The sequence below is a fragment of the Acetobacterium bakii genome, from assembly GCF_001263355.1.
In the GTDB taxonomy this organism is placed as follows: domain Bacteria; phylum Bacillota; class Clostridia; order Eubacteriales; family Eubacteriaceae; genus Acetobacterium; species Acetobacterium bakii.
This window is the reverse complement of the sequence record NZ_LGYO01000003.1, coordinates 25,406-49,413: the sequence shown is the minus strand read 5'-3', so window position 1 is coordinate 49,413 and position 24,008 is coordinate 25,406. Positions and strand designations below refer to the sequence as shown.

Genomic DNA, 24,008 nt, shown 5'->3' with positions numbered 1-24,008 from the left:
CCAACAATTTAGTTGAGCACTTCATATCCATTAGTTTTCCAAATGTTTTTCGCCGCGTCCGAATCTAAAAAGGTCATAAATGCTTCAAGTGCTTCCGTATTTTTACTGCTGCTTAATTTGGCTGCTGGAACTGTTTTTACATAGGCATCTAAGTCTGATGTCTTCACAATTTCAGTACTGGAACCAGTCACATTTTCTTTCCAGACAATAATCGCACTGCATTCGTCAACTGACAAAGCATTAAATATCTCTGGAGCAGTGGCAGCCCGGGCAATTACATTCACATTATTTAGTATTCCCAAATCGGTTAACGCTTTATTGGCAATTTTACCAATCGGTGTCGCATCAGCATCGCCAAGAACAACTTCCACACCCTCTTTGGTTAAATCATTCAAGCCTAAAATACCCAGCGGATTCGCGCTTTTCACAGCCAATACGGGTACATGTTTGACAAGATCCTTGCTTTCTGTCACAGAATCTTTAACCGGTGTCAGCTCATCTGCAGAACCTGCAATAAATAAATCACCTTCTCCGGTTGTTAGAATCTGATTCTGAAGTTGCGCCGCATTGGCATAAACAACTTCCATTTCACAGCCAGTTTCTTCTTTGAATGCGTCTGCAATTGCTCCAAAGGGTTTTGTCATACCTGCTCCGCAATAAACAAATACGGTTTGACCACTAAGACTCTGCTCCTGATTTGTTGTTTCCTCTGCCTTTGTTTCGGACTTGCTGCTGCATGCTGACATAAAACAGACTATTGTCCCAATTACCAATAAAACCACTAACCATTTTTTTGTCGCTTTCATCTCTTCTTCCTCTTTCCTTTCATTTTGTTATGTTTTGTTACTTTTTATAATGTTTAACATTATATAATAAAGTATTCTTCAATGTCAAGCCAGCTACGGATACTGAATTAAAAACAGCAGCCTTATTGAGCTTTTGATTAAATTCAAGTCTATTTTACTTTAAAAATACTATGAAATTCCGAGTACAAATAAATATCGTCAAAAGATTTTCGCAAGAGAATTAAATTTCAGGAAATAAGAAAAGAGAACCGATAAACGGCTCTCTCATGCTCTTCAAACTGAATTCGATAAGCGTGAGTTCAACGCTTTTTCTTCCTGTTTCAACGATCTTCATTGAAGTCTCAATTAATCCTGTGCTTTTCCAAAAAATAAAAAAAGAACGGCGATTAAGCCTGATCTATTTCTTGTAAAAAGTGGTGATCCCGACTGGACTTGAACCAGCGACCCCTACCGTGTGAAGGTAATGCTCTCCCAGCTGAGCTACGAGATCACTTTTACTATACTATCATACTACATGACTAAATTCAAAAAGTAAAGTTCTTTAGGTTTTTTCTTCCATATTAAGGGTGTCAGCAACTAAATTTATTTTTTTAGTTTGTTTGTATGATCTTCTATTTTTTCCATAAAAATAGCCCCCTATGAGTATTTACTTTACCATAGAAGGCAGATTTTCAAACTATTTTTCCTCAATCTTTATGCTAACCACACATTTTGAGAAATCTGTAAATGTTACAAAGGATATTTTCGCCATCAGGGGTAAAGCACACTCCTTGATATTACGGCTACACACCTAATCAATAAATTCTACAGGTTTTCTTCTTCCTGTACGGCTTCTGTGATTGTATCATCTAACTCATCTTCTGTGATAACTTCAGCTAATCTTAATTCATTTATCACTAATACTATTGTATCTGCTTCAATTTCTGTTTCAATTCCTTTTGGAAATTTAACATCACTTATACATATTTTGTCATTCATATTAAGATCCGTTACATCAATTTCAAGAAAATCAGGTATATCCTGTGGTAATCCTGTCACATGTATTTTGTCCATTTGTTGCACAAAATTAAGTTCTCTTAATTCTAATGCTTCCTTGCCGACGATCTTAATATTAAGATCGAACTTAATTGGTTCGGTAAATGATACCTGCTGAAAAACAACATTTAAAACTTCTCTTTTTATTGCCGAATGCTGCATCTCTTTTATCATTGCAGGGTATGATTCTTGTCCCTCAAGATCGAGAGTAAATAAATAGTTCCTCCCATATTGAAGTATGTTTTTCAACAATTCATCTTTTTTTATTTTTATTGAAACTGATTCCAGACCTTTTCTATTGACAGCGCCAGGGATATAACCTATTGCTCTTAGCTTTTTACCTGAACTGCTCTTCCCTATTTCTCTTTTTTCAATTGCAATTGTTACTTTTTCATTCATATTATTTTCGCCTCTCTTGATAAACTCTCACATAATATTATTCGCTAGAGTTTTATTTGATAAATTTCAATTAAAACTCTAGCGAATTATTTTTTTCGATGTTTTTCAACTCTTCTTTTTTAATTATACCAAACAAATGTATCAATATCAAGGTTTTTAGAAAAATGCAACGAAAAGCCTACTGTGACCTGCTCATGCGTCTTTGGTAAATATTTTTGTTTAATGTCACCACTTCAGGGTACATAAAAATATACTTAATATTAAAGAAATATATTCTAAGGAGAACAAATTGAAAACTGTAATGATGCAATCTAAAGCCTACGGTGAGAAATTTAAGATTTGCCAAACCGAATGTGAAACATTGGAAAGTGCATGGGGGGAAATCAACGATCGCCCAGAAGTTGGCGGATGGATAAGCTTTAAAGATGAAAGAGAAATTATGAAAGTCAACGGTGGATTCCACCACTCAGAAGAAATGTATGGAGAAAAAGCTTAAGTACTTTTCCTTTTGGAAAATGCACGAAAAGCGGTCCAACACATAACTGAGTAGAGAAAGTTTATAAAAGAATATACCGAGCAATAAAAAACAGGACAACCATTTCAGATGCCCTGTTTTTTATTGTTTAATTTTCAGGGCCCATTTCAAGTTGAACCGGTATTATAGTAAGATATAACTTCCTCAAAACCCGGCGACAGATTATCCTGAATCGTTTTTCGTAAGCGCTGAATAGCTTCCGCTTTGTCTTCCGACAGCTGGCTGATATATTCCTCCGGTGTTTCTGCATTAATTTTCATATCGTTTAATCTCCGTTTACATTGATATGATACAATTTAGAAGAGGTGATCAAAGATGAGTAAAATTATGATTGTTGACGACGATTCGAACATCCGTGAGCTTGTATTTGCCTTGCTTCGAAACAATGGATTTGAAGTATGCGAAGCGGCAGATGGACATGAGGCGCTACAAAAAATCAATGTTGATAACCCTGATCTGGCAATTATCGACATCATGATGCCGAACATGGACGGCTTTGAGCTCTGTCGTCATTTGCGTTCTTATTACGAAAACATGCCGGTTTTAATGCTGACCGCCAAAGGTGAGCTCGCAAACAAGGTGAAAGGCTTCGGACTTGGCGCCGACGATTATCTGACGAAGCCTTTTGAAGGCGATGAGTTGGTCGTACGCGTTCAGGCACTGTTGCGGCGTTATAAAATCGAAGCCTCCCAGGTAATCCAGGTCGGCAATGTCACGATCGATAGAAATAGCTACAACATCACGATGAATGGCTTACCTGAAGATATTCCGATGAAGGAATTTGAATTGCTCTTCAAGCTGGCAAGCTTTCCCGGCAAAACATTTTCCCGCAACCGGTTGATTGAGGATATATGGGGCGTTGATTTTGAGGGAAACGAACGGACGTTGGACGTCCATGTAAACCGCTTACGCGATCGTTTTCCGGAAGAACAGACCGGTTTTAAAATTACCACCATCCGGGGTCTTGGCTATAGGCTGGAGGTGATCGCGTGAAACAGGCTAACCGACCTCCTTCTGCAATTTCAGTGATTCTACTTTTTTTTGCTTTTGGATGTTTTTTTGGCGCAGGGTATGGCATTACGTTTATGATTTATCACTGGACCGGCACTCCTCCGGAATTTTGGACTCATATTATTTCAGGCCTCATTGGCATGATTTTATTCATAGGTGTGGCATCCGTGTCCAGATTAATCGCTGGCAAGTATTCAAAAGGTATCCAGCAGCATCATGTCATGCAGAGTCAATTACTGAATGCTATGACAAGAATTGCCCAAGGGGATTTCGACGTCTTTATCGAGACCTGGGATGAGTACCACCACAACGATATGGTGGCGGGAATCAATAAAATAGCAAAAGAACTTGGCTCTATGGAACAGTTGCGGCAGGATTTCATATCCAACGTATCCCATGAGATACAATCACCGCTGACTTCCATCAGCGGATTTGCTGCATTATTAAAAAACGACACACTTACAGCTACACAGAAAAATCGCTATTTAGGCATCATTGAAGCCGAAAGCAAACGATTGTCGGCCTTAAGTGATAATCTGCTGAAACTATCAGCGCTGGAAACTGGAGGAGAACCTTTATCCTTCATCGAATTCAGGCTCGACAAGCAGCTGGAGGAAATCGCCCTGATGCTGGAGCCGCAATGGAGCACCAAGCATATTGCGATGGAAGTGGACCTGGAAAGATTGGCGATCCAGGGCGACGAGGGACTGCTGTCCCAGGTTTGGGTGAATCTTCTCAATAATGCTATAAAATTCACGCCAGAGGGTGGAGTGATCCGGGTTATTTTAACGTCCGATCAAACAAATGTGCGTTGTCGGATTATCGATACCGGTATCGGTATCAGGCCGGAAGACCAAATACATATATTTGAACGCTTTTATAAAGTGGATAAATCCCGCGACAGAGCTCTCGGCGGTAACGGGCTCGGGCTCTCCCTTGCCAAAAAAATTGTTGAATTGCATGAAGGTCAGATTACTCCGCAAAGCGAGATCAATCAAGGCACAACATTTACGATTACCTTGCCGAAGTTCCATCCTGTCAAGTAGCTCCGAACTTTTTTTTTCGCATTTACGCTGTGTTTAAACTCCATTTATATTGTGTTTAAATTGCTTTGTTAAACTAATTTCGAAGTAAATAAACAGGAGGTTATTTTTATGTCGATGATTCAAGTAGAAGATCTGATAAAACAATATGACAAAGCAAAAACACCTGCCGTCAAGGGCGTGAGTTTTGCAGTGGATGAAGGCGAGTTTTTTGCTTTCCTCGGTCCCAACGGAGCCGGAAAAACCACCACTATTTCGATACTGACCACTACGCTATCCAAAACTTCTGGCATCGTAACGATTGCCGGCTATGACATTGAAAAGGAAGCAAAGCAGGTGCGCGATAAGGTAGGGATTATCTTCCAGAAACCCAGCCTCGATCTACAGCTCTCAGCGGAGGAAAATATTCGTTTCCATGCTTGTTTATATGGGATGTACAGTTACCGTCCATCCTTTCGGCTGATGCCCGCAGAATATAAAAATCGTGTCATGGAACTCGCCGAGATTGTCGGAATTCGGGATGCCATATTTAAGCCCGTCAAAAAGATGTCAGGCGGCATGCAGCGCAAACTGGAGATTATCCGCAGCCTCATGCACACACCGGCCGTTTTGTTTCTTGACGAACCGACGCAGGGACTGGACGCGGTAAGCCGTAGAAGTCTGTGGGAATACATTAATAATGTCCGCAAAGAATACGGAACAACAGTGTTTTTGACCACACACTATATCGACGAGGCTGAGCATGTGGATAAGGTATGCATTATCAATAAGGGACAGATTGCCAGCTGCTGCTCGCCGGAAGAAATGAAAAAAAGTCTGCTGCGCAAGGAAATTATTCTGGATGCCGAAGACCGGATGAGCTTGACGAGTGAACTTTCGGAGCTGGGATTGTTACATAAAAAAGACACGCATATCATCGTTCCTTATCAGAACAGAACGCCGCAGGAAATTATCTCCAAACTTAAAACCAAACTGACTGTATTGGAAATTAAAGAGCCATCTCTAGAAGACGCATATGTGGATTACATTAACAAAACGGAAGGTGCAGCATGAATGAAATTTCATTGACAAATGGAAAAAGAAAATCAAGAGTCGGACGTGAAATCAACGCCGTTATCACGATCGCTCTAAGGGACATAACTCTCGCACTCCGGTCACCCGGTACAATTTTCACGAGTCTTGCCATGCCGTTGATCATGATGGGGATGCTGGGCGGCAGCCTCGCCGAGAATATGACGGGAGGACTCAGTTTCGATTACAGTAAATTTATGATGGTTGGCATGATGGTTAATATGCTTTTTATGATCACAACCATGGGAATGACATCATTGGTCGAAGACCATACCACGGATTTTACCCAGGAAATGCTGGTTTCTCCGATCTCACGCTATTCGATCGTAATCGGTAAGATTTTCGGCTCATCCTTTAGCGCTATTATCAGTATGGCAGGCACATTAATTGTCGGAATTATCATGGGAATTACCCTGAATCCCGGACAGCTGCTGATGATTCTCATCCTATCACCGCTCATGTGCCTTTCTGGGGGCGCTCTGGCGATGATCATCATCGGAGTTATCAAAAGCAATAAGACAGCCAATACTGCTGTGATGCTTATCACCATGCCGCAGATGTTTCTTTCCGGAGCGATCATTCCAATCAATAACTCCAGTGGCATTCTGTATGTCTTAAGTCATGCCATGCCGATGACGTACTGCCTGGACTTAGTTCGAGCGGTGGTCTACGCCGGAACTCCGGAATATGCAAGCGTTGTATTGTTTAATCCCGTGGTGAACTTTACCGCCATTGTCGTGTTGACCGTGATTTGTTTGATTATCGGTACCTTTCTTTTTGCTCGCTCAGAAAAAAGCAGGTAAAGCAACATGAAGAATAGTATCGAGCGCGAGTGTGCAGTTTAGATGTCAGTTGTTCGCAAGTGAAAATTTAGATGTTTTTAGATTTGCACAAGATTATAGTAACAGGTCGAATGTCAGCACAAAAATACGTTGTTTCTTTTTATAACAGTCATTCATTATTGCTAATTTTCGTTCATCCCTACTCTTGAAAGAATAAGGCAAGGTACCATACGATTTGATATTTCGTAGAGTACCTTGCCTATTATTTTTTCGAAATCAATTTCATCTATCCTACTTCGCATACCCAGATATAACGCAAAAAATCACCATTTTTATTTTTCCCAATTTTACAATGATCTATGATTTTGAGATTTTCCTGTACGAGTTCAGCTCTTATATCTTCTGATGAAGCCAATACGATTTTTTTTGAAATTCTTATCGCATTCCTAATGATTTTTAATTGATTTTCATCATTTTTAAGGCTGAAATTACCATATGGAAGATCTACAATGGCAGCATCAAAACTTTCATCGATATCCTGAATATCTCCAGTAATAACCTTTGCTTCATAGTTAAAATGTCTCAAGTTTTTTCGTGCATTTTCAGCAGTTTTACTATTTATTTCACACCCGATAATATCATATCCTGCCCAAACACCTTCTAATAATACAGTCCCGACACCACAACATGGATCTATTAATCGTTTGGATGTATCTCCATTCCCCGCAATATTTATAAGAACTTTTGCAGTACTTAGACCGATAGAACTAGAATACGAATTCGGTTTCTTATTGTGCTTTTTCCAATAAAGACTTCTCTCTGTTAATTTTCCAAAGTACCAGTTCCCCTTATAAAAAGTAATTCCAAATATAATTTTAGGTGAAGTATAACAAGCAAGTCCCCCAATAACAAGACCTATTGCTTTGCAATACGCTCGTCTTTTCTTGAAGTGCGGGTCATCTATTCCCAATTCCATATATTTAACCATGAAATCTGATGCTGCTATCTTATTTTTCGTTGTCAACTCTGTAAGTTCTAAAAACGTGGAAGCCTTGTGTATAATTTCCAACCTGCTTTTTAAAAATGGACTTATGGAAGGATGAACTTTTCTACTTTCAAAAAAGACTTTTTCTTTTAAATCGAACTTAAAAAGAGAGCGCACCTCAATTTCACAGCTTTCTTTTTCATAAATAGGATAATTCAAATTATAAATGAACCGTCCTGTTTTCATTTGCATCACCTCATGGTTTATTTGATGTTTCCGATTCCGTGTTTTGTCCACGCTACCGTTTGATTGTTGGACAAATTTTTCATTAAAAAATCAATGTCCATTGTTGGCCTGCTGCTAAACTCGGTATATGCAAAAATAAATAAACCGCCTTTAAGAATCAGACTCACTACCTTGAATTTGCCAGTCGCCTCAAGAACTCCTCCTGACAAACCAACTGCAGCATAAACTGATAAGAGACGCCCTCTTTTCTGGATTTGTCTTTTAATTTCTGAAGCAGTCCCTGAACATTTACCATCACATCCACATCCCCATGATCATTTTAGTTTTTTTCTCAATATTCATAAGCTTGGCATATTCCATCAGCCTGGCCATATTCTTATTTGAGCCTGTTGCATAGGTTCGAATCGCTTTATTAAATACTTCCTTATCCATTTTTTTCTCATATCGAATAATGTCGCAGATTGTTTTTTCCCGATTATAGATTCTAATTATCTGACCTTCAAATTCAGTTTCGGATATCCCGATTTTCAAATATTTTTCAACAACATAATAGATCTTGAGTTTAGGATAATCAATTTTAAATCGCGATTTTGAACTGTTTTTATTCACTGCCAAATGCCAGGCCCTGGGCGTTCTCTCAGTAGAATCGTAAAGATAAAGTGCCGAATCCATACAGACAATTGCATCGGGATACAGTTTATTGATGATGACCGCCTCGGATACGACATCCTCAGATTGCCATTCATAAAATCCCGCCCGTAGCTTGGTTACTTTTCCTTCTCTGATCAATCGATCAATGACCGTATTGTGATATCCAGCACCGGTAAAATCGGATAGTTTTACAATACCATTATTTTCATCAAATACTTTTTTATATTTTTCACAGTCCATCGTTAATAACACCTCTTTTAAATTTGCAAGCGGATATATTTACTCTATTATACAACTTACCACTTATTTTTTCAAGTTAAAAAGCCAGGTGCGGCGTCCGGTTGCAAAAGGCTTGATGCTGGCCTCGCAGAGATTATTGGAGATGGGAAGACGGCCGTCTTCCAGGAAGGTTTCCAGATTTTTCTTCTGATTTTTGGAATAGTCCAGGGCTGTGGTCAACTTTTCATTCGTCGTTGGGATGGCTGCAGTTTCGTCAATCCACGACCAAAAGGCATCAAGGATGGGGCGTGACCGATCCAGACGCTTTTCTCGGATCTCCTCATAGGGAAGATCCTTTATTTCGTTCTCAACTTTAAAAAGAAGGTCAATGCACGCTCGGCCCTCGGCACCCTTTGAGCCTGGGATTTCTTTTCCATTGCTGGTCAGGGGGATGCTATCGAGATAATAACGCCGGCAGTGCGACTTATCCTACTTCTCGAATAAGGGGTATTTCAGGAGATTGGGTGGCGCTGCCACCCCGTAATAATCACCTGTCGTCTGTCGATTCCGGCATTTTCAATTTCATCAATCAGGACAATGGGAGAATCACTCATATATGCAGTGTCCGCAATCATCAGTGCTCTGGATTGTCCCCACTGAGCTGGGTCACCTTTGTTTCTTCGCAAAAATTTTCAAATGATCTATTAGAGAAGAAAATTCAGACACTTTGTCCAATGGAAAAAATACAAGGATACTTTTCTTTATCAGATCGATATTCTCAATGTTTTAAATATTTGTATCAGAAGATCCTAATAAATCCATTAAAACAACTGATTTGCCATCTTCATTAGCATATTCCACTGATAAAGACTTGGGATAATACGCATTGTTGCTTTCCATAGACTCAATAATGCATTCCTCAGAGATGTTGAGATGATCCGCAATTTCGCTAATCGTCGGTGATCGCATCTGTTCCTGTTCGAGCATCGATCGGGTTTGATTGATTTCCCGATTCAGTTGCTGAATTCGTCTTGGAATGCCAATCAACCACTCGTGATCGCGATAGTGTCGTTTAATTTCACCGATTATGGTCGGCGTGGCAAAGGTATCAAACTCAAAACCTCCGTTAGGATCGAAGCGGTTCACCGCATACATGAGACCTAAACAAGCCACTTGGAAAATATCTTCGTTATCGCCGTTTTTACGTCCGTATTTTCTGGAAAGAATCTGAGGAATGTAAAGGTAATTTTCAATTAATTGATCTCGGATATCCCGGTCTCGATTTTTCTGATATTCCACAAATAATTCGCGGGCATCTTCTTTACTGATTTTTCGTTCGTATTTCATTTTCTTGTTGGTGGATTTTTGTCCACGAGATCGACACTCTTTTTAAGAGTAATTTCAATCGGAGCCCATAACATAACAATGTCAAGTTCAGAGTGACTTAGATATGCCTGTCTTTTCAAAACAATCAATTTAATTCTAGCCATTTTTATCCCCTTTTTGTCATATTTTTGGTAAAAAAAAATCAGGTTCAATAGAGCATAACTTAAAAAGATTAGGATTAAATAATATAAGGTTTTCTAAAATGAAATACAATGGGTGCTATTCTTTCAGGCGCGCAGAATTAATTGATTTGAGAATCAGTTTTTCTCAATGAGATAGATTGTAAAACCGATCCTGCGCAGCTTTATTTAAAATGATTATTATCTAACATTAGTTATAACCAAAAAATTGTAAATGTAACATATTTATCTCCCACAATTAAAGGGCTCTATCGTGAACAGCATAAAGATGTCGTAAAAAACACTATTTCCAATTGATATGAACTTTCAAGACCGCCAAACGTCATCTATCCCTTAATTGGAGCTCGCTTCAATATTTGTGTAAACCTCCAAACTGATGTAGAATAAAATCAGTTTGGAGGTATTTTTATGGGAAGAAGAGATGAAAGTCCTGAGAAGAAACAAAAAAGGGCTTTGATTGAAGAATTCTTAAAAGAAAAACCGATCAAAGATGGCAATACCATTCTAGCAGGATACATCGGGTAAAAACAATGATAGTGTATGACATAGCTACATCTTCAAAATTCGCTACTAGTTTTTATCTGGAACTTGGTAGATTCACAGAAGACTTCGTACCTTTCGTTATATATGTTTCCGGCAATCCAATCTATCGGTTATTTCACAGATAATTATCTGTAGAAACAACAAAATAAACCTAAATAATTTTGTTCTTCTTTATCATTTCGATACTCTTCCCAACACAAGCACAATACTAACCACTACAACTCCCATCATTATACAAACTGAAATCGCCAATTGACCGCTATAACAAAATAGCAAAACCAAAAACACAAACAAAACTAAAGAGAAACGTGTTCTTTTTTTATACACAGCTTTTTCGACTTGACCTAACGATTTATTTACAGCCTCTACTGGCGCAAGGAAAAAGATGATCGTTCCCGCAACAAGTGTCATGGACAAACAAACAACACCTGACCAAGGGATAATCTTAATACCAACCAAAGTGGTTGTAATCATTGCTACTGAATACAAATAGCATCTTACCTGCGTTTTTGCATGGTAACCACCGGCGTTGGAACGAAGTGGAACAAATGTTAAGAGGAAAATAATACTTTCCCAGACCATATTTAACACCATTCCGATTCCAAGAATCGTAGCAATATTGAGGAATATCAACAGTCCTTGCTGTAAACCATAGCTATATAAATTTCTGTTCTCAGCTATGATAATTTCATTGTTTACAAGGATATCTGTAATTCTCTCCGCCATTGAGCTTCTCATTTGAACTTTTTGAATTTTTCTGCACCCTCCGGCAGTTTAGGTTGATAGAAGAAGAACACGCAGGCCGTATTAATGTTTAATGTTGTTACCATCAATGCCATAACTGCAATAATCCGATAACACTTTAATGATAAATTTTTCAAAGAATATCACCCCTTTTATCTTTTATTGATCTAAATCTACCATATATTATTATTTGTGCGAGTTTATGTTGAAATTAATATATTTTTTTGTAGTGAACTAAGATTTTTTATTTTTATTCAAATATAAAACGAGCACCCTTATTAAAAACAGCTCGCAACACCCCTCTATACAAACAATAGCAGGGAAACTGAGAAGACCTTTTCCTGCTGGTTAATTTCCATCGATCCATCGTATTTTTGTAAAACACTTTGTACATTTTCCAAGCCTAAGCCGTGTTGGCTCGGCTCCGTATTTGTTGTAGGATATCGATTTCCAACTTTTAAACGTTCACCCTGGTACGGATTTTCCACCAGAATAATTAAGCGCCCTTTGTCATAGTTTATTTTTGTTTTTATCTGTCTTTCTTTTTCTAACTCAGTAACGGCCTCAATAGCGTTATCTAGTAAGTTCCCCAAAATTATTGCCAAATCAAATGAATGAATACGCATTTTTTCTGGAATACTCAGATCAAGGGCGATTTTTATATTTTGTTGCTCTGCTGCCTGAATTTTAAAATTCAAGATACTGTCAATATCGATATTTTCGGTACACGCGTATTGTTTCTTATCGTCATAAACATCAGTCATCTTTGTTAGATGTTTTAAAGCAGCGTCTTTTTCCCCCTTTTCAACCAATGCATAGATAGCCGATAAATGATTTCGCAGATCATGCCGCATTGCCTTCGTTGTTTTTAAGGATGACTCCATTAGTTCAAATTGTTTGTGATAGTATTTATTTTGCTGACCAAGCAAACTTTTATCCATTTTATCGACCATGGAAGCTGAAATGACATCATATAAATAAAAGGTTGTGAAATTAACAAGCAGTATGAGTACCACGCCAATTAGAATCTGCTCCCAGGGAAGACCCGTTGCTTGAAATAAGGTCAGAACGATATATAAGGATGAAATCGGGATTATAATAATCGCGATCCAATTGGCAAGCGGGATTGTTTCTCCTTTCCTGATATTCTTATAATTGTTTAGGATACGAACGACTAAATATGAAATAGTTTGAGCTAAAACGAGCACATACTCTGTCGAATAAGTATTCGTCGATATCAATGAATACTTAAAATAACCGGTCAGCAAGGCAACGATTACCTCAACACATATTAAAATTAAATAAATCATCAACACCGACAAAAGACGCCTTTTAATCCTAGCTTTATAGTTAAATGACAACCCCAAATAAGCAAGCATATTACCGATCATCGTAATAACTGGTATATTAATAGTCAAATATACCAGCGCAATAAATATGTAATATCCCGCATAAGATAAGAACTCTATCTTATGATTGGCTTCTTTGGTCTCAAAGAAAACATGCATAAATTTATAAACAATATATGTTCCAAAAATATTGGTTATCAGATATACCATTTCATAGGTGCTTAGTGCCATTAAAGAAACCTCTCGCTTTCGTATTTCATCTGCAATCCTCTGACTTCTTTTCGTTTTAACTGACTGATTGGCAGACAGTCCGAATTCGACATCACAACCTCGTCATACTTAAAATTGGCAACCTGTTCATAATTGATGATGTACGATTTGTGAATGTTAATAAACCGGTATTTGGTCACTTGCCGAAACACCTCATGGAGTTTGCCATAAAATAATTCTTCCCCGGTTATGGTCACAATTTTAATTTCTCGGTTCACACTCTGAAAATAGATGATGTTTTTTATGGGAAGCTTGTGTGTATCCGGTCCTTTTTTGTAGCTGAAAACGCCGCCTAAACGGTTTGCTAATTTCATGGCCAGTTCAACGTCTTTGATCACCTTATCCGGCTCCACCGGTTTTGACAGAAAATGCATCGGTCGAACCTCAAACAAATCTTTAAAATAACTTTCTTTTCCCGAAACATAGACAATCTGGGTGATCTGGTTATCCATTTCTTCACGAATTTTCCGGCCCAGATCAAGTCCATTAAAACCCTTCATTTCAATGTCCAGAAAGATCAAATCAAAATTATGTTCATGTTCCATATAAATACTGAGTTTTTTAGCCGAATAAAATACCTCAATTTGTATTTCCATCAGGGTTGATTTTTGATAGTCTAAAATAATCGTTTCAATTTCCGAACAGATTGCACGCTGATCATCACATATTGCGATAGAAAACATTTCATCCACCTTCTTTGTCGTTTTTAAAATCATTTTACATGAAAATAAAACAACTGTCCATCTATGTGTTGATTTTTTTATTATCGCATTTTTAATAAAAACAATCATCAGTGCGTATGAAAAAAACCGCTTAGCAGATGACTCTGCACAGCGGTTTTGTAAGTTGAAATTTGCTGCCCCTTCAGGGATTCGAACACTCGACACCCTGATTAAGAGTTAACGTGTTTCCAGGTCAGACAGCCCGGCTTCGCTCAGGGCATTCAAAAGAGCTGGAACAAAATCAATTATGCCATTTCTTTCGTGTTCAAGCGAATGAACTCTGTACAAAAAAACCGTCCCTCCGATCCATTATTTTTCTATAAATTGCATCAAATCAATAGGATTAACAATCAACACGACTTGTCCGTTTCCGAGAAGCGTAGAACCGGTTATTCCTGGAATAGAGGCCAGATGGCCTTCTAATGTCTTTACTACAAACTCCTGTTCATTCCTAAGTTTATCTACTACAATTGCATAATTTTCAAAGCCATCGGATAGAATCACAGCATTCAGTTCTTCTTTTTCATTATCTCGCTCCCCGGTTGAAAAAATCTTAGAAAGCCACTCAATTCCGATTGCTTCTCCTCTTAAATATGTGAAGAATTTTCCATTGAATTCATGAATGGTGTTTCTATTTATTTTTACTGTTTCAACGATATTGTCCAGAGGAAAAATATACGTTTCGTGATCTACTTCCACTATCAAACCGCGAGAAACTGCCAGTGAAAGAGGTAATTGAACAATCATTTTTGTACCCTTATCCACTTCGCTCTCGATGGTAACTTTACCATTGATTTTGGATATATTGCTTTTGACGATATCCATGCCAACGCCTCGCCCTGATACCTCTGTAATCTTTTTTGCCATACTAAAGCCCGGAAGAAAAATAAGGTTTATCAATTGGTTTTGGTTCATTTTGTCAGCTTCATTTTGTGATACAATACCTTTTTCTATCGCTTTTATTTTCACCCTCTCCGGATCAATTCCCTTTCCATCATCTTCTATTTCAATATAAACCTGTTTGTTTTTATTATAAGCTCTAAGGACGATCCTCCCTATCTCAGGCTTGCCCTTTAACAACCGATCCTCAAGAGACTCAATGCCATGATCTGCAGAATTTCTGATCAAATGTACCAAAGGGTCGCTGATCTTTTCAATAATAGTTTTATCAATTTCAGTGTTCTCACCCTGGAGGATGAGTTCCATTTTTTTGCCGGTACTCTGAGCAATATCCCTGATCACTCTTGGCATTTTTTGGAAGACCGTTTTCACTTCTACCATTCTAATGGACATAATCGTATTCTGAAGCTCATCGGAAATTCGATTGACATATGCCCCGACTTCCTTGACTTCCTTTGATATTTCAGGCAAATCATAGTCCATATTCAGCTTTGACGATATGTGCATAAATGAGTTCTTCGCAATTAAAAGCTCTGAAATCATATTCATCATTTTATCAAGCTTATCCTGATTAACTCTGATACTCTGGGTAACGATATTTTTTGATTTAACAGCCTCAGCTTTAGGGGCTTCCAATGGTGTTATAACGCACTTATTCTCTCCTGCACTGTTCACGGACTGAAGATCCAATAGCTGTTGCTTAATCTTATCAAGAATATCCTGATCCCCTAGATTCTCAAACTTTTCCGAGTCAATGGCATTGATAAAAGATTTTAAATAATCCATCACAAAAAAGCTTAAATCAACGAGTATATTTTCAAACTTGCATTCCTTATCTCTTATTAAAGCTAACAGACTTTCATAGGAATGTACAATTTCTAAAAATTGTTTTAATCCCGTATAAAGGGTGCTTTGTGGATTTAGTACTGCAAGGTATATTCCGGTTCCGCCTTTAACACTATGTACAGCTCGGAATATTTCATTAATTGCTTCTCTGTCAGCACCATTGCTATCCAGGCGCATTAATAAATCATTCTCGATTTTTTCAATATGCTCTAAGTTTTCAAGTTGAAACTGCTCCTGAATCCCCTCTGCAAGTCCGCACTTAAACTCCTCGGATTGCAGAATATCCAGATTTGCGTTTTCAGATCCTTGTTCTGGTATCTTATTTTCTTCTGGCGCATTCACATGACATTTTTCAAATGCCAGTTTCAAGCTGTGGCACACCTGATCTTCCTGTTTTTCATGGTCTTCATATTGAATCTCCAGATACAGTCCGTCATCTTCATCTGTAAAATATTTTTCCTTAATTATTTCATTCAGTCTAACAAGATAAGCTTTGAAAAAATCAAGAAACAAAAGGAGACTGTCGATCAATTCTGTTTTAACAGTGATCTCATCGTTTTCTAATGCTTTTAAGATTGTCTCTATCTCAAAACATAATCTTGTAATCGGTGATAATCCAATAAAGGACGATCCACCCTTAATACAGTGGATGTCATCTAAAAGAATATCGGATAGCTCCATATCCTTGGAGTAAAGCTCGAGTTTCAGTATTTCTTTCTCGAGACTATTAAAACATGTCATCCATTCATCGATGAACATTTTCACAATGCTCATATCTTGTCTGTAATTATTTTTATCCATAATACTCACTCCATCGCCCTAAAGCAGCATTTTTATAGTACTGACTAATTTTTCAGGATTGGTCGGTTTTACTAAATAGATGTCCTCACCTGGCTTGTGCTCATCTTCAGTGGAGATGATGATAATAGGAATCGCTATTCTCTGATCATGCATATTCTTTATCATTTCATATCCATCCATGATTGGCATATTGATATCTGTTACAATCAGTTGGTACTCTTCTCCCAGCAGCTTTTCCAGTGCTACTGCACCATTTTCAGCTGTTTCTACCTGATAACCAAACATTTTAATAATATAGCTGTGGAAGTTTCGCACCATCTCAGAATCATCCACCACCAATATTTTTTTAGTTTTATTCTGCACGCTCATATCTTCTCCCCTCATCCTTTCGGCTTGGAATACACAATTGTATCCCCTATTTTATTAACCTTGTAAGAAGACGAAATTCTACCTACCGATTCGGAGTGGCCCAGAAAAAGAAACCCCTCTATATTTAAGGATTCATAAAAGCTTGTGACAACACTTTTTCTTGACACATCATCAAAATAAATCAAACAATTTCGACAGAATACGAAGTCGCATCCGTTGATCCTGTGCCGCTCTTTCTCATCCATCAGATTAATCCGCATAAACGATACAGACTTTCTGATATTAAGATTAATGAGATATTTGTCATGACGTTTTGTAAAATATTTTGACAGATATTCCAGCGGTACATCCTTTATGGCTCTGCTATCATAGAGTCCTACCTTAGCTCTTTGCAATACTTCGGCATTAATATCAGAGGCAACGATTTGAATATCCCATTTTTCAGGTTCTTCAAGCATTTCTTGCAGAATAATTGATAATGTATAGGGTTCTTCTCCTGTCGAGCATGCTGCACACCATATTTTTATCTTTTTTCTGCCAGCTTTACTTTTTGTAACCATAGGCAATACATCCTCTGCAAAGTTACGTAATTGCGGGAAGTCCCGAAAAAAGTAAGTTTCATTTACAGTAAGGTCATTGATTAATTGATAAAATTCAGACGTGTCACTTTCGAATTTCAGCATCATAAAATACTCGTTTAACGAATCCATTTGAAGCAATTCTGCGTGCTGCTGAATCCTTTTTTCCACATAGTACTTTTTATTATATTCATAGTAAAGCCCTGTTCGTTTGTAGATCAGTTTAATATACTTATCATATAGGTCATCTGATAATATCACTCAAACACCTCTTCTTTTCCAAAGCTATTTTAGCAGCTTCTGCCACCTCTTCTACCGAGTCATTCAGTAAGTGGTCCAGCACCTCCACAGACTTGCTGCAGTCATTACTGCTTAATGCTTTAATGACTGCTAATCTTGTGAGGATATCACTGCTAAAGGCTGCATCATTGATAGTATCCAAGATATAATCATTATTAAATTTGTATAAGTTAGCAATGATTTCTCTTCTATTTACGGGATCACTTTCATCCTTATACAGTTTCTTCAGAATGATCAGACTTCTGCCATTAATTTTACTGCCTAAAGCTTTTATCGTCTTTTTCCTAACCAATTGTGATGGGTCGTTAATCATTGTGGTCATAAAGCTGTAAAAATCATCATCTCCAGCCCCGGGAATGATATCTATCAATCCTACCCTGACGCTTTCACTCATGGAATCAATTTTTGAGTTTAGGTAATGCCACCCAACTACCGGATTTTTTTTGAATAAGGCTGACAATGCTTCAATGAGCTGGCTTTCGTTTGTAGCCGTGTTTTCAATCAGTGCCATACCTGCTTCATCATAGTTGCTGGAAAATCTTTCAAGCAGGACAGTATTTTTATAAGAATCAATATCGGCAATAACACGAATTGCCAACCCGGATATATCAGGATTGTCCGAATCGCACAATCCTTCGACAATATAGTTACAGCCCTCGATTCGTTTTGTATATATTAACTTTAGACATACTTCAACCAGTTCCGACTCTTGGGATTTCAGCATTTTATTGGCATAGCCAGTTGCGATGTCATCGAGTTTCTGCATGAGATCATAAAGGCTTGTCACGAAAAATTCCTCCCATTTGTAAAACTTAACTATTGCTTCGATATCATCAAGAAAGAAATCCAGATTAAGTTTAATCATCGCTGCCAGGGAAATGCGTATTTGGCCTGAATCTTTGTAATCCCAGTGCTCTTTAAAAATCATCTCCAGTTTATCTCTGGTTTTCGCGGAGAGCTTGACAATATCATTATTAACAATTTGATTACTTAGTCCGAAAATAAGATTTGAATCATCGATTATAAAATCTTTTGAATAGTTTACAATCGCATCAATATCACCCTGGGAACCGATGCTCCCAAGGGTTCTGACATAGGTATTCATCAAAATATTTTTTTCAATGGGTGTTGCATCCAAGGATATAATTTTTGCCTCTATAACACCTGGGCAGTTTTTTACATCAAGGCTTGTAAATGTGTTTAATAGTGCGTTAATAATCCAGACACTCTTTGTCTTTTTCAACATTTCCCAAAGTCTGTCTTTTGCTTCTATAAATTTGTGTTCTGCGATTACTTCCAAAGCTGCTTCGACAACATTCTCATCCAGATCATCGAGTGTTTCTAAAGCAATTTTACAACTTTCTGTTCCTTTAATATGTTTTAAGGCATCTAAAGCATATTTGCGAATATTTCTATCCTTGTCCGAGAGTTTTTCTTTCAAAATCGGCAACGCCTTCTCATCAAGCAAAATCAGTATTTCAATTGCAATATTACGGATATATCCATCATCTGAATAAAAGAGTATCGCCACTGACTCAGCCGTTCGTTCATCTTTAATACCCCCGATTTTTTGCGCGAGTTTTTCCTGCTGATATCTTTCGGTTGCCGTCAATAGGCCATTTATGAGCAACTTCATTTCTTGTTCTTCAAATAGATGCTTATCACTATCCATACTGTACATCCTTTATTTTTTTACTGATTATTTGGTAAGAATCCTCCGAATTAAAACTCCTTAAGATTGCCTCAAGCCCTGATTTAGACACATGAAAATTTTCGACATTTCTAATTGAATCAAAAATATTTATAATGCTTCTAACCTGATAACCTTCAGCGATGATCCCGATCACAATGCCCTTAGCTTCTATCTGATTTCTGATCTCAATCAAAGCCCTAACCTCATCTTCATGTAACACGGTGAGTTGGCTCACATCAATAAGAAGTATAAACGTTGAAGTCTTGTTCATCTTTCCAACAAAATTACGAAGTCTGGAGATAAAGCTGTCCTTGTCAGCTTTAAAAAAGCTGACTACTTGTTTGCCTTTTGTATAGTGGAAAGATTTTTCAATAAGTCTCACCACTTGTTTTTGGTAATTCGAGCTGATGTTATTATCTATATCAGCCGGTCCCTCAAAAAACTTAATAATCTGGTCATTAATTTTTTTGAAATCATCAAGAAAATTATCAACCATTGGATTTTTTTTCTGTGAACTCAATGCCTTTACTGCCTCGCTTAAAAATTTCATTGCGTCAAGCTCTTCCCTGCTTGTAATAACTTCCTGACTCAAATCTATTCTATGCAGCTCCATTAATGCCTTGAGAATGACAACATACAACGTATCGTTACTATGCAAAAAGCTATGATCATTTTGTGCCAGCTTACTTCTGCTTAAATCCACTATGTTTATTTTTTCTACATAGTTCAACGCAAAATAGGCATATAGTTCAGCTTCATCAGTAGCTGTGGATATTATAATCTCGTAAGTCTTTAACTCCTGTTTACTCGAGTTCCCAGAAAAATAATTGTCGTCTACACTGGAAAATATCAGGGTTCCCATCTCTTCAACAGAATTTAAAATCATCACTACTACAGGAGATATCATGGGAACCTCTTCTTCAAAAAAGAAGGTAATAAAATAGGTATTCTTTCCATCAGACGGTTTACCTAAGTAGGAAGAAATAATCCCCGGTTCAGGTTGGCGAATAACAGCCACAACCTCTTCCTGCTTATTAACGCGAATAAAAATCTCAATCGTTTCTGAAATTCGTTGTGCGTCATTGGTGATGCTCTCCATAATTTCATCAGAGCCTTGTCTTTTTTTGCATAACAGCATCTTCTTAGTAATATCCAAGCCTTCGAAACAAAGCGATACGATACTCTGTTCAAATAGGATTGAACCGTTTCTTGCACAATCAAGCATGTCTTCAATTTTATGCATGAGGTTTCCAACATCCACATAGCCGACCATATGAGAAGACCCCTTTATGGTATGGGCAATTCTGAACAGCTCATTGATGTCTGCCCCAGAATATTCCACTTCAAGTCTGATCATGCATTCTTCTGCCTTTTGAAGCATATCTTCCGTTTCTTCCAAATACAACTGTATCATTGAATCCATTTAATATCACCACCTAGATTTATCTAATATTGCCAATTTTACCGGTTTGCTATTGAACTATCTCGATAAAAGCGTCTCGCCATCTTTCCAGCTTTTTTACCGCGTATTGAATGATATCCAATACATACTCGGTGCTTTTAAAAGGTTTAAGGATATAGTCATTGGCGCCATACTCCAAAGCGCTTAGTATTCTGCCCATTGTTGAGAACTCTGTCATCATGATTACCTGTGCCAACGGATCATATTTCTTTATTTCTCTTAAAAGATCAAGTCCATCCATCTGTGGCATCACAATAGCTGTTAACACAATGTGATACTTGGTATTTTTAACCTTTTCTAAGGCTTCTGTGGCAGAAAGACTGGTATCAACGCCATACCCTTCCTGTTCAAGATTTTTTTTAAGCAGACTCACTGCTTCTTCATTTTCTTCATTGTCTACGATCAAAATCTTATACCTGCATTTCATCAGTACCTCCACTAATTCAAAATCACTCTTTACAATGAAATTTTTCATTTAACTAATTCTTCTAACTGCTTTTATGATTGCCTCAGCTATCTTGTATGAAGGTGCCACAATTTCCGCACCGCCTCTTTCAATCGCTTCCTTTGGCATACCAAAAACCACCGCTGTGGATTCGTCTTCTGCAATAGTAATGCCGCCAGCTTTTCTTATCTTCACCATCGCATCTGCTCCATCATCTCCCATACCGGTCATTAATACTCCGATGACGTTTTCGCCTCCAAAGGCTGCAAGGACAGACTCCATCGTTACATTGACACATGGCATAAAAACAGTTTTAGGAGTACTGGGAAGTCTGAGCGCACCGGCTTCTCCCCTGACTACCAATTGGTATCCTCCCGGCCCAAGATAGCCTCTGCCATTTTGGAGTACATCACCTGGATCAGCTTCCTTGATTGGAATACGGCATGCACCATCCAGTCTTTTTGCAAATGAAGTTGTGAAAGCAGCTGGCATATGCTGGATGATAATAACCGCAGCCCCAAGGTTCTCCGGCAGCATCGGCAATACCTCCATGAGGGTTCCCGGACCACCGGTGGAAATACCAATAACCACTACCTTTGTGCACTTTTTGATTTCTGTCACATCTGATTGCTTTATGGATTCCACTTTTTTTTGATGTATATCACTGCTGCGTCTTTCAATTCGAGCTCTTATGCTTTTTCCATTGACACTTTTGTAAGCCAATTTTACTTTTTGGATGATTTCCCTGCCTATCAGATGAATATCCGCTGATACCGTTCCTGATGGCTTAGCCACGTAATCAAAAGCGCCGAGTTCCAAAGCTTCAAAAGTAGTCAATGCCCCTTCAGCTGTCAGAGAACTCACCATCAGCACTGCTATTTCGGGATAATCGTTTAGTATATACTGCATGGAGGTCAAACCATCCATAACCGGCATATTAATATCCATTGTTACAACATCCGGCTTTAACTCCCGTACCTTTTCAATTGCATCGCTTCCGTCCCTTGCTGTTCCAACCACATCAAGACTTGGGTCAGTCATGATAATTTCTTTCAGTGCTCGTCTCATAAGGGCTGAGTCATCAACGATCAATATCTTTATCTTGCCAATCACTACCGCCACCTCCTATAATACCGATAAATTTAAATGCGTTCTGAAGCCTCGATTGTTTCAAGACTTCAGAGCAACATCCCCTTAACTGAAGCTCAGTACTTTACCAATATCCAGAATCAAAATCATTCTTTTGCCATCATCGAGTTTACCAACGCCTTCTATATAATCGCTATCAACCCCACTGCTTAATATTTTAGTTGGTGCCTCTATCAATTTTTTTTCAAATCTGAGAACTTCCGAAACAGAATCGACTATAATCCCCGTTCTTTTACCATTAAAATCAGCAATAATAATTCTTGTAGCATCGGTTAGCTGTTTTTCGGAAAGCTTAAATAACCGTCTAAGATCCAATGCCGGAATAATATTGCCTCGTAAATTGACAATCCCCTCTATGTAGTAGGGACCGTTTGGAATTTTAGTCACTTCGGTCATCCGATTGATTTCCTGAACATTATCGATCTTAATGCCATACTCTTCATCATCTATTTTGAAAGTAACGAACTGCACCTCATCAAGCATCTGTCTTTCAACATTTTGACCATCACCATTCTGCTCATGGGTGTCATCATTTGCGATGATCGCATCCAATATATCTGCAGAAATGATTTTTGAAGGTTCAAGTATGAAAATCATTCGTTTACCGTTGCTCAGTTTTGCAATGCCTTTTAGCTGTTCTCCACTCTGTGCCGAGAATTTCAAAGGCGGTTGAATACTGTTTTTAGGTATTCTCAAAACCTCTGAAACTTTATCCACCATAATTCCGGCAGTGAAATTGCCCATATCCACCACCAGTATCCGATTACGATCACTGATTTCAGTATACCCCATTCCAAAATATGTTCTTAAATTAATAATTGGGAGCAAGTCATCCCGCAAGGAAAGGATGCCCTCGATATAGGCTTCACAATTTGGAACTTTTACAATTTGTGGTACTCGTATGATTTCTTTAACCATCATAATTTCAATGGCATATTCCTCTTGATCAAGCTGGAATGTAACCAATTGTTCCTCATCGATTGATTTGTCCTCGCCTACACTAACTGATTCGATATTGTTTTTCACGTTTTCATCGTCACCGTTTTTCAATTCTTTTCCAATATTATTTACAATAAGTGCTTTAACGACATCTAAAATGATAATAAGCCTTTGTCCATTGTCCAGCTTCACCACGCCATCTAAAAAGTCAGAATCAACATTTTTAACAATCTGAGGTGCTTCTTCTATGTCCGAAGTGGATACTCTCATAACCTCGGATACCTTATCTACAATGATTCCTGTAGCCTCACCTTCAACATCAATGACAAGAACCCTACTGTTTTCATCTTTTTCTTTTCTTTCCAGATTAAACTTTGTTCTTCCATCTATTATTGGGAGAATATTTCCCCTCAGGTTACAAGCACCTTCCACATAGTCAGGTGCATTAGGTACTTTGGTGATAACAGGTACCCTTATGATTTCCTTGACATCCATGATGTCGGTGCCAAATTCATCCTCTCCAAGTCGGAAAGTAACTAACTGACGTTCTGTTGCGACTGTATTGTTTAAACTAGCACACATAGCAACC

At 38.1% G+C, this 24,008-nt stretch carries 24 protein-coding genes, 1 tRNA gene and 2 pseudogenes; 5 read left to right on the top strand and 22 right to left on the bottom strand.

Features of this window, described 5'->3' with window-relative positions; genetic code table 11:
* Window positions 1-8: 8 nt before the first annotated feature.
* The 3 genes from modA to AKG39_RS00845 form a co-directional block, all read right to left on the bottom strand.
* On the bottom strand, window positions 9-806 hold the full coding sequence (gene modA / locus AKG39_RS00855; protein ID WP_050738469.1) for a molybdate ABC transporter substrate-binding protein: 798 nt from the start codon (window positions 804-806) through the stop codon (window positions 9-11).
* A gap of 414 nt (window positions 807-1,220) precedes the next feature.
* Window positions 1,221-1,296: transfer RNA gene (locus AKG39_RS00850), tRNA-Val, on the bottom strand.
* Window positions 1,297-1,610: 314 nt separating this feature from the next.
* Window positions 1,611-2,240: a 50S ribosomal protein L25 gene (locus AKG39_RS00845; protein ID WP_050738468.1), complete on the bottom strand. Its 630-nt coding sequence runs from the start codon at window positions 2,238-2,240 to the stop codon at window positions 1,611-1,613.
* Window positions 2,241-2,529: 289 nt separating this feature from the next.
* On the opposite strand from AKG39_RS00845, the gene AKG39_RS00840 reads away from it, so the two are divergent.
* Entirely contained in the window at window positions 2,530-2,736 is a 207-nt protein-coding gene (locus AKG39_RS00840) for a hypothetical protein (protein WP_050738467.1), read from the top strand.
* Between the two features lie 146 nt (window positions 2,737-2,882).
* On the opposite strand, the gene AKG39_RS19930 is transcribed toward AKG39_RS00840, so the two are convergent.
* Entirely contained in the window at window positions 2,883-3,035 is a 153-nt protein-coding gene (locus tag AKG39_RS19930) for a hypothetical protein (protein WP_160316128.1), read from the bottom strand.
* A gap of 55 nt (window positions 3,036-3,090) precedes the next feature.
* Between AKG39_RS19930 and AKG39_RS00835 the strand changes: the two genes are divergently transcribed.
* The 4 genes from AKG39_RS00835 to AKG39_RS00820 all read left to right on the top strand — a co-directional run bounded on the left by AKG39_RS00835 (window position 3,091) and on the right by AKG39_RS00820 (window position 6,703).
* Entirely contained in the window at window positions 3,091-3,768 is a 678-nt protein-coding gene (locus AKG39_RS00835) for a response regulator transcription factor (protein ID WP_050738466.1), read from the top strand.
* Window positions 3,765-4,832 carry a sensor histidine kinase gene (locus AKG39_RS00830; protein ID WP_050738465.1) on the top strand — a complete coding sequence of 356 codons (1,068 nt, stop codon included), beginning with the start codon at window positions 3,765-3,767 and terminating at the stop codon, window positions 4,830-4,832. The genes AKG39_RS00835 and AKG39_RS00830 overlap by 4 nt, the downstream gene beginning before the upstream one ends.
* A gap of 108 nt (window positions 4,833-4,940) precedes the next feature.
* Window positions 4,941-5,882: an ABC transporter ATP-binding protein gene (locus AKG39_RS00825; protein ID WP_050738464.1), complete on the top strand. Its 942-nt coding sequence runs from the start codon at window positions 4,941-4,943 to the stop codon at window positions 5,880-5,882.
* Window positions 5,879-6,703 carry an ABC transporter permease gene (locus AKG39_RS00820; RefSeq protein WP_050738463.1) on the top strand — a complete coding sequence of 275 codons (825 nt, stop codon included), beginning with the start codon at window positions 5,879-5,881 and terminating at the stop codon, window positions 6,701-6,703. The genes AKG39_RS00825 and AKG39_RS00820 overlap by 4 nt, the downstream gene beginning before the upstream one ends.
* A gap of 265 nt (window positions 6,704-6,968) precedes the next feature.
* On the opposite strand, the gene AKG39_RS00815 is transcribed toward AKG39_RS00820, so the two are convergent.
* From AKG39_RS00815 to AKG39_RS00750, 18 genes and pseudogenes are all read right to left on the bottom strand, one after another.
* A complete protein-coding gene (locus AKG39_RS00815; RefSeq protein WP_050738462.1) occupies window positions 6,969-7,913 on the bottom strand; it encodes a TRM11 family SAM-dependent methyltransferase in 945 nt (314 codons plus the stop codon).
* A gap of 294 nt (window positions 7,914-8,207) precedes the next feature.
* Window positions 8,208-8,804: a type IV toxin-antitoxin system AbiEi family antitoxin domain-containing protein gene (locus AKG39_RS00810; protein ID WP_050738461.1), complete on the bottom strand. Its 597-nt coding sequence runs from the start codon at window positions 8,802-8,804 to the stop codon at window positions 8,208-8,210.
* A gap of 63 nt (window positions 8,805-8,867) precedes the next feature.
* A pseudogene (locus AKG39_RS19250) lies at window positions 8,868-9,254 on the bottom strand (IS66 family transposase); the annotation flags it as partial.
* 74 nt (window positions 9,255-9,328) lie between these two features.
* Window positions 9,329-9,477 (bottom strand): annotated as a pseudogene (locus AKG39_RS19245) (ATP-binding cassette domain-containing protein); the annotation flags it as partial.
* A 92-nt stretch (window positions 9,478-9,569) separates the two neighbouring features.
* Window positions 9,570-10,130: a sigma-70 family RNA polymerase sigma factor gene (locus tag AKG39_RS00805; RefSeq protein WP_050738460.1), complete on the bottom strand. Its 561-nt coding sequence runs from the start codon at window positions 10,128-10,130 to the stop codon at window positions 9,570-9,572.
* Entirely contained in the window at window positions 10,127-10,273 is a 147-nt protein-coding gene (locus tag AKG39_RS19925; RefSeq protein WP_160316127.1) for a hypothetical protein, read from the bottom strand. Before AKG39_RS19925 ends, AKG39_RS00805 begins: the two co-directional genes overlap by 4 nt.
* A gap of 753 nt (window positions 10,274-11,026) precedes the next feature.
* Window positions 11,027-11,578: an accessory gene regulator B family protein gene (locus tag AKG39_RS00800; RefSeq protein ID WP_050738459.1), complete on the bottom strand. Its 552-nt coding sequence runs from the start codon at window positions 11,576-11,578 to the stop codon at window positions 11,027-11,029.
* A gap of 8 nt (window positions 11,579-11,586) precedes the next feature.
* Entirely contained in the window at window positions 11,587-11,733 is a 147-nt protein-coding gene (locus AKG39_RS19240; RefSeq protein WP_083439344.1) for a cyclic lactone autoinducer peptide, read from the bottom strand.
* A gap of 165 nt (window positions 11,734-11,898) precedes the next feature.
* Window positions 11,899-13,155: a sensor histidine kinase gene (locus AKG39_RS00795; RefSeq protein WP_160316126.1), complete on the bottom strand. Its 1,257-nt coding sequence runs from the start codon at window positions 13,153-13,155 to the stop codon at window positions 11,899-11,901.
* 20 nt (window positions 13,156-13,175) lie between these two features.
* Entirely contained in the window at window positions 13,176-13,898 is a 723-nt protein-coding gene (locus tag AKG39_RS00790) for a LytR/AlgR family response regulator transcription factor (protein ID WP_050738457.1), read from the bottom strand.
* Between the two features lie 348 nt (window positions 13,899-14,246).
* Complete coding sequence (locus AKG39_RS00785; protein WP_050738456.1) at window positions 14,247-16,484, bottom strand: chemotaxis protein CheA; 2,238 nt, start codon at window positions 16,482-16,484, stop codon at window positions 14,247-14,249.
* An 18-nt stretch (window positions 16,485-16,502) separates the two neighbouring features.
* Window positions 16,503-16,853: a response regulator gene (locus AKG39_RS00780; RefSeq protein WP_050738455.1), complete on the bottom strand. Its 351-nt coding sequence runs from the start codon at window positions 16,851-16,853 to the stop codon at window positions 16,503-16,505.
* Window positions 16,854-16,864: 11 nt separating this feature from the next.
* Window positions 16,865-17,692 carry a CheR family methyltransferase gene (locus tag AKG39_RS00775; RefSeq protein ID WP_050738454.1) on the bottom strand — a complete coding sequence of 276 codons (828 nt, stop codon included), beginning with the start codon at window positions 17,690-17,692 and terminating at the stop codon, window positions 16,865-16,867.
* Entirely contained in the window at window positions 17,676-19,403 is a 1,728-nt protein-coding gene (locus AKG39_RS00770) for a HEAT repeat domain-containing protein (RefSeq protein ID WP_050738453.1), read from the bottom strand. Before AKG39_RS00770 ends, AKG39_RS00775 begins: the two co-directional genes overlap by 17 nt.
* Complete coding sequence (locus tag AKG39_RS00765) at window positions 19,396-20,838, bottom strand: Hpt domain-containing protein (protein ID WP_278277893.1); 1,443 nt, start codon at window positions 20,836-20,838, stop codon at window positions 19,396-19,398. Before AKG39_RS00765 ends, AKG39_RS00770 begins: the two co-directional genes overlap by 8 nt.
* Before the next feature lie 58 nt (window positions 20,839-20,896).
* Window positions 20,897-21,313 (bottom strand): response regulator, encoded by a 417-nt coding sequence (locus AKG39_RS00760; RefSeq protein ID WP_160316124.1) that lies wholly within the window; start codon window positions 21,311-21,313, stop codon window positions 20,897-20,899.
* A gap of 48 nt (window positions 21,314-21,361) precedes the next feature.
* Entirely contained in the window at window positions 21,362-22,444 is a 1,083-nt protein-coding gene (locus AKG39_RS00755) for a protein-glutamate methylesterase/protein-glutamine glutaminase (RefSeq protein ID WP_115028134.1), read from the bottom strand.
* A gap of 81 nt (window positions 22,445-22,525) precedes the next feature.
* Window positions 22,526-24,001, bottom strand: a complete 1,476-nt coding sequence (locus AKG39_RS00750) for a chemotaxis protein CheW (protein WP_050738450.1) — start codon at window positions 23,999-24,001, stop codon at window positions 22,526-22,528.
* Between the last annotated feature and the right edge of the window lie 7 nt (window positions 24,002-24,008).